The sequence below is a fragment of the Streptomyces sp. NBC_01320 genome (assembly GCF_035974375.1).
In the GTDB taxonomy this organism is placed as follows: Bacteria; Actinomycetota; Actinomycetes; order Streptomycetales; family Streptomycetaceae; genus Streptomyces; species Streptomyces yanii.
In genome coordinates this window covers 6,176,627-6,188,848 of the sequence record NZ_CP108390.1, presented here as the reverse complement: position 1 = coordinate 6,188,848, position 12,222 = coordinate 6,176,627, and the positions used below count along the sequence as shown (strand labels likewise).

Below are 12,222 nucleotides of genomic sequence, written 5' to 3'. Positions count from 1 at the left end.
TTGCGTAGGCGAATTCAAGAGCACAGGTGTCACGGTCCCGCAACAGCACGAAGCCCCGGTCGCTCAGCGACCGGGGCCCGCACAAGGCTGTTCTGTCTCAGACACCCGAACCTGCGGGCACGGAGTCAGTCGCCTCCGTCCACAGATCCTGCTCGGCGCGATCCGCCTGGATCTGGCGGTACACGAGGAGCCCGCCGATGGCGGCCAGTGCGACCAGGAGAAGCTTCTTCACCGCGCGACCTCGTCTTTCCTTGACGTAGGGGACTTCTGCCGCCCGACTATACACACCGACCGATACCGATCGGTGACCTACCTGCGGCCTGGCTGATTCCCGGACAAAAGCGGCCATCCATCCCCGCTCCGCACCGGTCCGTCCAGCCCGGTTGCACCATACGAGTGGTGTTCATCTGAAGATCGGCGGATCCACGGCGTCGGTCACCGAAATCGCGAGCCACATCCACATCATCAGAAAGGTAAGCAAACCGGACCACCCGAAAGCGAGGGGCCATGAGCACCTTCAAGGCCAAGAGCATCTGGACCGCCTTCATCACCGCCTTCTTCGCGCTTCTCGCGTCGATGGGGCTCATCAGCACCCCCGCCACGGCCACGCAGCCGAAGGCCACGAATCAGGAGCACACGGGTGCGACCGCCGCAACCGCGACCACCCCGTCGGTGCGATGGACCCTTCCGCGTGACAGGTCGCTCCCACCCACGATGAAGCAGCGCATCCGCGCCGAGGCACACGGCTCCTCACCGGCCACCAGGCACCTGTCGACGGACATGAGGGACGCCATGGGCGCCACAGACACCACCGGCGCCGCCCGCACCGCCCACGGGGCCCCGGCGGGGGACGCATCCCTCCTGCCACCGTGAGAGCGGCGCCACTGACGCACGGGGCCCCTGATCCGGTTCACACCGGACGGGGGCCCGTTCGTGCGCCGGGCAACCAGGGGCCGGCTTCGTGCCCACCATGGCAGTGGCGGACGGACTCGCGGTTCGCGAAGCCCTGCTCCACGGTTCCCGATCGCGCGATCGCCTGCGCCGACAGGGCCGCTCCCGCGCACAGCGCCCCGCGCTCCGACACCCGAGACCGTGCAACCCTCGCCGCGGAACCCTGCACACCCCTGCCGCGCGCGCATCCCCGTACAACCACGCACAACCTCGGAGCAGGGCGGCATGATCGACCCTGTCGGCTTCTCCCGGAGCTTCGAGCGTCACGTGACCAGATCGGCATGACCAGGACGCCTACATGCACGTGGTCGGCTCCGACGATCGGGAAACCTTCGCGATGCTCGCCGACCTTCTGGAAGATCCGCTCATCGGCTGATGTCGACCGACAATCACAAGCGCCCAACCATGATCCGCGAGAGGGCTAGGAGTTCCGCTGAGCGAAGGCCCAGGTGAACCACGCCACGCCGATCACGCAGATCACGAACCCCGCAAAAAGGATCCAACGCACAAAGGCCCAATCCAGCTTCCCGCGTTCGAAGGGGTCTTCGTCGTCGCTGCTGTCGGACCAACCGTGATCAGTCATGGCACCCCCGCTGGCCCTAAGGTGTGAGCCTCGGCACAGCGGCCGAAGCCACTGCACTCGGGGCTGCTGGCAGATCTACTCATTGGCTGATGTCAGCCATAGATGCCAAAGACCCCCAACCATGATCGGTTGGGGGTCTTTGTACTGGTGGGGCTAACAGGATTTGAACCTGTGGCCTCATCCTTATCAGGGATGCGCTCTAACCAACTGAGCTATAGCCCCGCCGCGCCTGCGCGCTGACTTCTGAAGATTAGCGCACGTCGGGGCCAGTCCCAAAATCGATACCCGCGGCCCTACTCGTCCTCGGCCAGCGTGAGCTCGACACCGCCCACGAAACCGGCCGACAAGTTGTAGATGAAGGCGCCCAGCGTCGCCAGCGCGGTCGCCAGCACGACGTCGATCACCGCGATGACCGACGTGAAGATGAGGACGCGCGGAAGCGACAGGAACGACTGCACATCGAAGCCGTTGCTGTCGTTGGAACCGGTCGCCTCGCTGATGGTGCCGCCCACGGTGGAGAAGACGCCCATGGCGTCCATCACCATCCACAGGACCGCGGCCGCCACGACCGTGCAGATGCCGAGCGCGATGGAGAGCAGGAAGCTGACCTTCATCACCGACCACGGATCGGCTTTCGCCACCCGCAGTCGCGCCTTGCGGGTACGCGGAGTGGTCCGCGCCCCCGTCCGCGGGCGACGGGCCGCCTGCGCGGCACCGACGCCCTGCTGCCCGCCCTGCGTCCCGCCCGTGGGCGAGGGGTACGCCTGCGGCGGGTGGTAAGGCCCACCTGCCTGCCCCGGCGCGGGCTCACGCTCACCGGGCAGCGGCCCGGTCGCGTATCCCTCGTACTGGGGCTGAGGCCCCCGGGTGTCCGTCACAGTGCCCCCTTGGGAGTCCGTGGCAGGGCCACGGGCACCGCTCGCTCCAGCTCCGGAAGCGGCCGAACCGGCGCCCGTGGCTCCACTCACGCTCTACTCCTCGTGCTCCCCGGTCGAAGGCGACGTGCCTTCGACAGTGCCCTCGACAGTGTTCTCTGCGGTCGCCTCGGCAGTCGCCTCGGCATCCGCATCTCCGTCGACCTCTTCGGCCTCGCGGCCGGCCTCGGCGTTACGTGCGATGCCGACGACCGCGTCACGCTTGCCCAGATTGATCAGTTGGACGCCCATGGTGTCACGGCCCGTCTCCCTGACTTCATTGACTCGCGTACGAATCACACCGCCGCCGAGCGTGATGGCGAGGATTTCGTCCGTCTCCTCGACCACCAGCGCGCCGACCAGCGAGCCCCGGTCCTCCACGATCTTGGCAGCCTTGATACCCAGGCCGCCACGACCCTGAACGCGGTACTCGTCGACGGGGGTCCGCTTCGCGTACCCACCATCGGTGGCAGTGAACACGAACGTACCGGGCCTGACGACATTCATCGAGAGCAGTTCGTCGCCTTCGCGGAAACTCATGCCCTTGACGCCCGAGGTCGCACGGCCCATCGGGCGCAGCGCATCGTCCGTCGCAGTGAACCTGATGGACTGGGCCTTCTTGCTGATGAGCAGCAGATCATCCTCGGCCGAGACCAGCTCCGCACCGATCAGCTCGTCGTCGCTGCCGTCCTCCGTCTCGCGGAGGTTGATCGCGATGACACCGCCGGAACGCGGGGAGTCGTAGTCCTTCAGCGCGGTCTTCTTCACCAGGCCGCCCTTGGTGGCGAGGATCAGATAGGGCGCGGCCTCGTAGTCCCGGATCGCCAGAATCTCGGCGATCTGCTCGTCCGGCTGGAAGGCCAGCAGGTTGGCGACGTGCTGGCCGCGTGCGTCCCGGCCGGCGTCCGGAAGCTCGTACGCCTTGGCCCGGTAGACGCGACCCTTGTTGGTGAAGAACAGCAGCCAGTGGTGGGTCGTCGACACGAAGAAGTGGTCGACGATGTCGTCTTCCTTGAGCTTCGTGCCGCGGACGCCCTTGCCGCCGCGCTTCTGCGAGCGGTAGTCGTCCGTCTTCGTACGCTTCACATAGCCGCCGCGCGAGATGGTGACGACGATGTCCTCCTCGGCGATCAGGTCCTCGATGGACATGTCACCGTCGAAGGGCACCAGCTTGGAGCGCCGGTCGTCGCCGAACTTCTCGACGATCGCCGCCAGCTCCTCGCTGACGATCTGCCGCTGCCGTACCGGCGACGCCAGGATCTCGTTGTACTCGTTGATCTTCGCCTGGAGCTCGTCGTGCTCGGCCGTGATCTTCTGGTGCTCCAGCGCGGCCAGTCGGCGCAGCTGCATCTCCAGAATCGCGTTCGCCTGGATCTCGTCGATCTCCAGCAGGCCCATCAGGCCCTCACGCGCGATCTCGACCGTCTGGCTGCGCCGGATGAGGGCGATGACCTCGTCGATCGCGTCGAGTGCCTTGAGCAGACCGCGCAGGATGTGCGCCCGCTCCTCCGCCTTGCGCAGGCGGAACTTCGTACGCCGGACGATGACCTCGATCTGGTGCGTCACCCAGTGGCGGATGAACGCGTCGATCGACAGCGTGCGCGGCACCCCGTCGACCAGCGCCAGCATGTTCGCGCCGAAGTTCGTCTGGAGATCGGTGTGCTTGTACAGGTTGTTGAGTACGACCTTGGCGACCGCGTCCCGCTTCAGCACGACCACGAGACGCTGACCGGTGCGCGAGGACGTCTCGTCGCGGACGTCCGCGATGCCACCGACCTTGCCGTCCTTGACCAGGTCGGCGATCTTCTGCGCGAGGTTGTCGGGGTTGGTCTGGTACGGAAGCTCCGTGACGACCAGGCACTGCCGGTTCTGGATCTCCTCGACCGCGACGACCGCGCGCATCGTGATGGAGCCACGGCCCGTGCGGTACGCCTCCTCGATGCCCTTGCGGCCGACGACGAGCGCTCCGGTCGGGAAGTCCGGGCCCTTGATCCGCTCGATCAGGGCCTCCAGCAGCTCCTCGTGCGAGGCCTCCGGGTGCTCCAGGTACCACTGGGCACCGGCCGCGACCTCGCGCAGGTTGTGCGGCGGGATGTTGGTCGCCATGCCGACCGCGATGCCCGCGGAGCCGTTGACCAGCAGGTTCGGGAAGCGCGCCGGCAGAACCGTCGGCTCCTGGTTGCGGCCGTCGTAGTTGTCCTGGAAGTCGACGGTCTCCTCGTCGATGTCCCGGACCATCTCCATGGACAGCGGCATCATCTTGCACTCGGTGTACCGCATGGCTGCGGCCGGGTCGTTGCCCGGAGAACCGAAGTTGCCGTTGGAGTCGACCAGCGGCATGCGCATCGACCAGTGCTGCGCCAGTCGCACGAGCGCGTCGTAGATCGAGGAGTCGCCGTGCGGGTGGTACGTACCCATGACGTCACCGACGACACGGGCGCACTTGTAGAAGCCCTTCTCGGGCCGGTACCCGCCGTCGTACATGGCGTACAGCACACGGCGGTGGACGGGCTTGAGGCCGTCCCGTACGTCCGGCAGCGCACGCGACACGATGACGGACATCGCGTAGTCGAGGTAGGAGCGCTGCATCTCCGTCTCGAGCCCCACGGGCTCGACACGCATGCCCACACCTGCGGCTGTGGGTTCCTCTTCAGGGGTGACAGGGGTGTTCTCGTCGGCCATTGCTGGTCAAAGTCCTTTCGAGCTGCGGCTTGCTTGGTACGGCCGACTCAGATGTCGAGGAAGCGGACGTCCTTGGCGTTGCGCTGGATGAACGAGCGCCGTGCCTCGACGTCCTCACCCATCAGCACCGAGAAGAGGTCGTCGGCCTGCGCCGCGTCGTCCAGCGTGACCTGGCCAAGCACGCGGTGGTCGACGTCCATCGTCGTGATGCGCAGCTCCTCGGCGTTCATCTCGCCGAGACCCTTGAAGCGCTGGATCGAGTCTTCCTTGATCCGCTTGCCGTTCTGCTTGCCGAGCTCGACCAGGGCGTCGCGCTCGCGGTCCGAGTACGCGTACTCGAAGTCGTCGCGGCCCCACTTGATCTTGTAGAGCGGCGGGCGGGAGAGGTAGACATGGCCGGCCTCGACCAGCGGCCGCATGAAGCGGAAGAGGAACGTCAGCAGCAGCGTGTTGATGTGCTGACCGTCGACGTCGGCGTCCGCCATCAGAATGATCTTGTGATAGCGGAGCTTCTCGATGTCGAAGTCCTCGTGGACTCCGGTACCGAAGGCCGAGATCAACGCCTGGACCTCGGTGTTCTGCAGGATCTTGTCGACCCGGGCCTTCTCGACGTTCAGGATCTTGCCACGGATCGGCAGGATGGCCTGGTACATCGGGTTACGGCCGGACTTCGCCGAACCACCGGCGGAGTCACCCTCGACGATGAAGATCTCGCACTTCGTCGGGTCGTTCGACTGGCAGTCGCTCAGCTTGCCCGGCAGCGAGGCGCTCTCCAGGAGCCCCTTGCGACGGGTCAGGTCACGCGCCTTCCGGGCGGCGACGCGGGCCGTGGCTGCCGCGATGCCCTTGCGGATGATGTCCGCGGCCTCGTTCGGGTTCCGGTCGAACCAGTCCGTGAGGTGCTCGTGGACCACCTTCTGGACGAAGGTCTTCGCCTCCGTGTTGCCCAGCTTGGTCTTCGTCTGGCCCTCGAACTGCGGCTCGCCCAGCTTCACCGAGATGATCGCCGTCAGACCCTCACGGATGTCGTCACCGGTGAGGTTGTCGTCCTTCTCGCGCAGCAGCTTCTTGTCCCGCGCGTACTTGTTGACCAGCGTGGTCAGCGCCGCACGGAAGCCCTCCTCGTGCGTACCGCCCTCATGCGTGTGGATCGTGTTGGCGAAGGAGTAGACACCCTCGCTGTACTGCGTGTTCCACTGCATCGCGATCTCGGCCGAGAGGAGTCGCTCCTTGTCCTCGGCCTCGATGTCGATCACCGACTGGTGAATGACGTCGCCCTTGCGGGAGTTGAGGTACTTCACGAAGTCGACGATGCCGCCCTCGTAGTGGTACGTGACCGTCCGGGCCGCTTCCTCCTCGGCGACCTCGACCGCCTCCGCGACATCCGCGCCCGCCGTCGCCTTCGCCGACTCGCGCTCGTCCGTGAGCCTGATCGTCAGGCCCTTGTTGAGGAACGCCATCTCCTGGAAGCGGCGCGACAGCGTCTCGAAGGAGTACTCGGTGGTCTCGAAGATGTCGCCGTCGGCCCAGAAGGTGACGGTCGTGCCGGTCTTGTCGGTGGCCTCGTTACGGGCCAGCGGCGCCGTGGGCACACCGAGCTTGTAGTCCTGGGTCCAGCGGTAGCCGTCCCTCCTGACCTCGACGGAGACGCGCGTCGACAGGGCGTTCACGACGGAGACACCGACACCGTGCAGACCGCCGGAGACGGCATATCCGCCGCCGCCGAACTTGCCGCCGGCGTGCAGCACCGTCAGCACGACCTCGACCGCGGGCTTCTTCTCCGACGGCACGATGTCGACGGGGATACCGCGACCGTTGTCGATCACTCGGACCCCGCCGTCGGCAAGGATCGTGACGTCGATGGTGTCCGCGTGCCCGGCCAGGGCTTCATCGACCGAGTTGTCGACGACCTCTTGCACAAGGTGGTGAAGTCCACGCTCACCGGTCGAGCCGATGTACATGCCAGGTCGCTTGCGGACCGCGTCCAAGCCCTCGAGGACGGTGATCGCGCTGGCGTCGTACGAGGCAGCCGCCTCGCCGCTCTCACCGGGTGTGGACGGAATGTTCTCGTTGGGGTTGCCGGAATCGGCCACGAAGCGCCCTTTCTGGCACAGCACAGGCCGTTCTCCGGGCAAGCGGGAGCGGCTGCGTCGTTCGGCTTGTATCGACGACTCCCGCAAGCATGCGGGATTGTTCACCAGTCTACCGGTAGCGCCGACACGAATGGGGGTTTGCCGGTACCTGAGTCCGCATGTGCCGCCCTGAATGAGCGCCTGACGACTCCCCATATTCGGGATGGGGCCCCAAGAGGCTCACGCGGGCATTGAGCGCTTCGGCCTGTCAACCTCTCGCTACGGTGAGGGACGCCCCTGCCACACCGCAGGGTTTCAACCTGCACAGACCCACACATCACGGAAGCAGCGGACAACACCGCAGAGAAGGCAGCACACCACCGCAGCCGAACCTCTCCAGACTGTGGAGCGGCAGCTGCCGACATCGGGCAAAGAACCGCGCAGGGAGAGAAAAGCCCAGGTCAGCCGTACGTGTCGCCCGGGCCGGTGCTTCCCGGCACACGCAGCGGACCGAATCTGCGCTGCGGACCACCCGGCCCCAGAACCTTGATCAACTTCACTGTTCCGTGCCCCAGATCCGCGTTCAACCGGGCGACCAGCTGCGGCGCCAGCAGCCGCAGCTGCGTCGCCCAGGCCGTCGAATCGCACTGCACCGTGAGCACCCGCTCCTCGGGTGCCTCGTCGTACCGCAGCGGCACACAATGATTGGCCAGATCCTCACCGACGATCTGCGGCCAGCGGCCCATCACACCGCCCACCGCCGCGGGGGTCTCCCAGCCGCGCTCGGTGATCAGACGATTGATCGCGGCGCCCAGCGGCAACGGATCGCGCCCGTCCGCCCGCGCGCCGGAACGCAGCCCACCGCCCCGTCTGGCCTGTTTCTTCTGTTGCGCCGCGGCCCCGCGCGCCCGAGCCTGCTCCTTCGCGGCACGCAGGGCGACCCGCGCCAGATCGACACCGGACGCCTCCGGCAGCTTCACCTCGCCCAACGGCTCCTGCGGGCTGCCGGCAGAGCCCTTCGCCGGATCGACGGACCCGCTCATATCCGCTTCACCTCGCCCGCCGACACCGCATACCGCGTTCCCGCCAGCACATCAGGAACGTCATCGTCCACCGCCGCCGTCACCAGCACCTGCTCCCCTGGAGCGACCAGCTCCGCCAGCCGCTCCCGGCGCCGCGCATCCAGCTCGGCGAAGACATCGTCCAGGACGAGCACCGGCTCATTTCCCTCGGTGCGCAGCAGATCGTACGAGGCAAGCCGCAGCGCCAGCGCGTACGACCAGGACTCGCCATGGCTCGCGTACCCCTTGGCGGGCATCCCGCGCAGTCCCAGCAGCAGATCGTCACGGTGCGGACCGACAAGCGTCACGCCACGCTCGATCTCCTGCTTGCGGACCTCCGCGAGTGCAGCGAGCAGCTGCTCGTACAGCTCGTCACGGGTACGGGCGGGCTCCACCCCCGCACCGACCGAACTGCGGTACTCCAGCGTCACCGGGCCACCACCGGGCGCGACATCCGCGTACGCCTTGTCCGTCAGTGGCTGCAGGGTCGCGATCAGATCCAGCCGCTGCGCCAGCAGCTCCGCGCCCACCCGGCCCAGATGCTGGTCCCACACGTCGAGGGTGGACAGATCCATCGACCGGCCGCCGTGCCTGCGCGCCATCGCCGCGGACTTCAGCAGGGTGTTGCGCTGCTTGAGCACCCGCTCGTAGTCCGAACGGACCCCGGCCATCCGCGGCGAACGCGCAGTGATCAGCTCGTCGAGGAAACGCCGACGCTCCCCGGGATCGCCCTTGACGAGCGCCAGATCCTCCGGCGCGAACAGCACAGTCCGTACGATCCCCAGCACGTCACGGGGCCTGACCTGCGACGATCGATTGATCCGGGCGCGATTGGACCTGCCTGGATTGAGCTCCAGCTCGATCAGCTGCGCGCGCTCGCCCTGGGTGACGGCGGCCCGGATGACGGCCCGGTCCGCGCCCATCCGCACCAGCGGCGCATCGGAGGAGACACGATGGCTACCGAGCGTCGCGAGGTAGCCGACGGCCTCGACCAGATTCGTCTTGCCCTGACCGTTCGCCCCCACGAACGCGGTGACGCCCGGGTCGAGCGGTACCTCGACCCGGGCGTACGAGCGGAAGTCGGCCAGCGAGAGATGCGTGACATGCATGGGTGTATGCCGACCTTCCCGGCTTCCTGCTCCGTGCTCCGCAGTGCGGGCCGGTGATGTGAGTCCGGCCCGCCCTCGGTGCGGCTACTTCTTGTTCTCGACCGCGTGGCCACCGAACTGGTTACGCAGCGCGGCGATCATCTTCATCTGCGGGGAGTCGTCCTGGCGCGAGGCGAATCGCGCGAAGAGCGAAGCGGTGATCGCGGGCAGCGGCACCGCGTTGTCGATCGCGGCCTCCACCGTCCACCGGCCCTCACCGGAGTCGGCGGCGAAGCCACGGAGCTTGTCGAGGTGCTCGTCGTCGTCCAGCGCGTTGACCGCCAGGTCGAGCAGCCAGGAACGGATGACCGTGCCCTCCTGCCAGGAGCGGAAGACCTCGCGCACATCGGTGACGGAGTCGACCTTCTCCAGCAGCTCCCAGCCCTCGGCATAGGCCTGCATCATGGCGTACTCGATGCCGTTGTGGACCATCTTCGCGAAGTGGCCGGCGCCGACCTTTCCCGCATGGACGGAACCGAAGTCGCCCTCCGGCTTCAGCGCGTCAAAGACCGGCTGGACCTTCGCCACGTTCTCGGCGTCGCCGCCGTACATCAGCGCGTAGCCGTTCTCCAGGCCCCAGACGCCGCCCGAGACACCGCAGTCGACGAAGCCGATCCCCTTGATGCCCAGCTCGACCGCGTGCTTCTCGTCGTCCGTCCAGCGGGAGTTCCCGCCGTCCACGACGATGTCGCCGGGCGAGAGCAGCGCGGCCAGCTCGTCGATCGTGGACTGGGTCGCGGCACCGGCCGGAACCATCACCCAGATGACCCGTGGGCCCTTCAGCTTGCCCACAAGCTCTTCGAGGCTGTGGACATCGGAGACGTCCGGGTTGCGGTCGTAACCGATGACGGTGTGGCCTGCGCGGCGGATGCGCTCGCGCATGTTGCCGCCCATCTTGCCGAGGCCGACGAGACCGAACTCCATCAGAGATTCCTTAAGCGTTGTGCCGATTCGTACCCAAGGCCGAGCCTACGCCCGGCCGGGGACAGACCGACGGGCATGCTCGGCTCTGAGCGTGCCCGTCGGGAGCTGCCGTGACAGGACCGGTGGCCGGATCAGCCGGAGAGGCGGACCGGCATGATCAGGTACTTGTACGCGTCATCCGCCTCGGCATCCACAGCCGGCCGGCCGCTGAGCAGCGCGGGCTTGGTGGACGTCGTGAAGGAGAGCTGGGCGACCGGGGAGTCGATCGCGCTGAGCCCGTCGAGCAGGAAGGTCGGATTGAAGGCGATCGAGATGTCGTCACCGTCCAGCACGGCGTCGACGCGCTCCACAGCCTGTGCATCGTCGCTGGATCCGGCTTCGAGGATCAGCACACCCTGTTCGAAGCTGAGCCGCACCGGGGTGTTCCGCTCGGCGACGAGGGCCACACGCTTGACGGCCTCGACGAACGGGGCGGTCTCGATGACGGCGACCGAGTTGAACTCGGTGGGGAACAGCGTCCGGTACTTCGGCAGATCGCCTTCGAGCAGTCGCGTGGTCGTACGCCGACCCGCGCCCTCGAAACCGATCAGACCTTCACCGGCACCGGAGCCGGACAGCGCCAGCGTCACCGTGTCACCGCTGGTCAGGGCCTTGGCGGTGTCCAGCAGCGTCTTGGCGGGCACCAGGGCGACGGCCGAGGCGTCCGGGTTCTCCGGCTTCCACAGGAACTCGCGGACCGCGAAGCGGTAGCGGTCGGTGGACGCCAGGGTGACGGTGTCGCCCTCGATCTCGATACGTACACCGGTCAGGACGGGCAGCGTGTCGTCGCGGCCCGCGGCGATGGCGACCTGGGCGGCGGCCGAGGCGAAGACCTCGCCGGGAACCGTGCCCGTCGCCGTCGGCATCTGCGGCAGCGCCGGGTACTCCTCCACAGGAAGGGTGTGGAGTGTGAATCGCGAGGAGCCGCAGACCACGGTGGCCCGTACACCGTCGGTGGAAATCTCCACCGGTCGGTTGGGGAGGGCGCGGCAGATGTCGGCGAGCAGCCGGCCGGAGACCAGCACCGTGCCGTCCTCCTCGACCTCGGCGTCCACCGAGACCCGGGCCGAGACCTCGTAGTCGAAGCTGGAGAAGCTGAGCGCGCCGTCCTCGGCCCTCAGAAGAAGGCCCGCAAGAACGGGCGCCGGCGGACGGGCCGGGAGGCTGCGGGCCACCCAGGCCACCGCCTCCGCGAGTACATCGCGCTCCACCCGGATCTTCACCGGAACCGCCTCCTGCTGTTGCTCGCTCGCCCTGCTGGCCTTCGTCGGTCTGCTCGGGGTCGCTCCGCCGATGGCAGGCGGAGGACGTCCGGGGACCAGTCTGACGTACGGCACCGACACTCGGTGCTGCTCGGGGTCAAGTCGCGACAAGAGGTTCGGAGAGCTCCGGCGCCGAGTTGTGCACAGCACCCACTTCGAAGCGGAATCCGAGCTAACTCTATGTGGCAGTAGTAGTAGGTCCTGTGGAAACCGTGGATAACGTCGTTTTCGCAGGTCAGGACCGGTTTTTTATCCACTGGTCCTGTGGGTGGCATCGGTGGACAACCCGGCGTTTCTGTGGACACGCAAAAGTTCTGCACACCCGATGCACAGGACAGGGGTGGTTCTCCCCAGGGCTGTCCCCAGTTTTACCCAGGTTCCCCACAGCCCAACCAGGCTCCTTGGTGTGACGCCTTTCACTCCGCGCGGTGAAAGCGGGTGTTGTGTTGCCGAACAGTGGACAGGGGTGTGGAGAAGCTGGGGACAACACAGCCCGGCCTGTGGGCCGCCGGTGGACAACATTGGGGGGCCTCTGTGGATGAATATTTTGTCCACAGGCTGTGGATCACCGTTGGCCACAAATCCC

At 67.0% G+C, this 12,222-nt stretch carries 9 protein-coding genes and 1 tRNA gene; 1 reads left to right on the top strand and 9 read right to left on the bottom strand.

Translation table 11 applies throughout. The features are described from left to right. Window positions 1-97: 97 nt before the first annotated feature. Window positions 98-232, bottom strand: a complete 135-nt coding sequence (locus OG395_RS28140) for a DLW-39 family protein (protein ID WP_003958712.1) — start codon at window positions 230-232, stop codon at window positions 98-100. 275 nt (window positions 233-507) lie between these two features. Between OG395_RS28140 and OG395_RS28135 the strand changes: the two genes are divergently transcribed. Beyond that, entirely contained in the window at window positions 508-873 is a 366-nt protein-coding gene (locus OG395_RS28135) for a DUF6344 domain-containing protein (protein WP_327245415.1), read from the top strand. An 806-nt stretch (window positions 874-1,679) separates the two neighbouring features. Here the strand turns inward: OG395_RS28135 and OG395_RS28130 are convergent. From OG395_RS28130 to dnaN, 8 genes are all read right to left on the bottom strand, one after another. Next, window positions 1,680-1,756: transfer RNA gene (locus OG395_RS28130), tRNA-Ile, on the bottom strand. 71 nt (window positions 1,757-1,827) lie between these two features. Further along, a complete protein-coding gene (locus OG395_RS28125; protein ID WP_327245414.1) occupies window positions 1,828-2,412 on the bottom strand; it encodes a DUF3566 domain-containing protein in 585 nt (194 codons plus the stop codon). Between the two features lie 93 nt (window positions 2,413-2,505). Next, window positions 2,506-5,130 carry a DNA gyrase subunit A gene (gene gyrA, locus OG395_RS28120; RefSeq protein WP_327245413.1) on the bottom strand — a complete coding sequence of 875 codons (2,625 nt, stop codon included), beginning with the start codon at window positions 5,128-5,130 and terminating at the stop codon, window positions 2,506-2,508. A 47-nt stretch (window positions 5,131-5,177) separates the two neighbouring features. Next, complete coding sequence (gene gyrB / locus OG395_RS28115; RefSeq protein ID WP_327245412.1) at window positions 5,178-7,247, bottom strand: DNA topoisomerase (ATP-hydrolyzing) subunit B; 2,070 nt, start codon at window positions 7,245-7,247, stop codon at window positions 5,178-5,180. A 416-nt stretch (window positions 7,248-7,663) separates the two neighbouring features. Continuing rightward, entirely contained in the window at window positions 7,664-8,245 is a 582-nt protein-coding gene (locus OG395_RS28110) for a DUF721 domain-containing protein (protein ID WP_327245411.1), read from the bottom strand. Continuing rightward, window positions 8,242-9,372 carry a DNA replication/repair protein RecF gene (gene recF, locus OG395_RS28105; protein ID WP_327245410.1) on the bottom strand — a complete coding sequence of 377 codons (1,131 nt, stop codon included), beginning with the start codon at window positions 9,370-9,372 and terminating at the stop codon, window positions 8,242-8,244. Before recF ends, OG395_RS28110 begins: the two co-directional genes overlap by 4 nt. 84 nt (window positions 9,373-9,456) lie before the next feature. After that, a complete protein-coding gene (gene gnd, locus OG395_RS28100) occupies window positions 9,457-10,335 on the bottom strand; it encodes a phosphogluconate dehydrogenase (NAD(+)-dependent, decarboxylating) (protein WP_327245409.1) in 879 nt (292 codons plus the stop codon). Between the two features lie 131 nt (window positions 10,336-10,466). Next, window positions 10,467-11,597 carry a DNA polymerase III subunit beta gene (dnaN, locus tag OG395_RS28095; protein ID WP_266983733.1) on the bottom strand — a complete coding sequence of 377 codons (1,131 nt, stop codon included), beginning with the start codon at window positions 11,595-11,597 and terminating at the stop codon, window positions 10,467-10,469. Window positions 11,598-12,222: the final 625 nt, after the last annotated feature.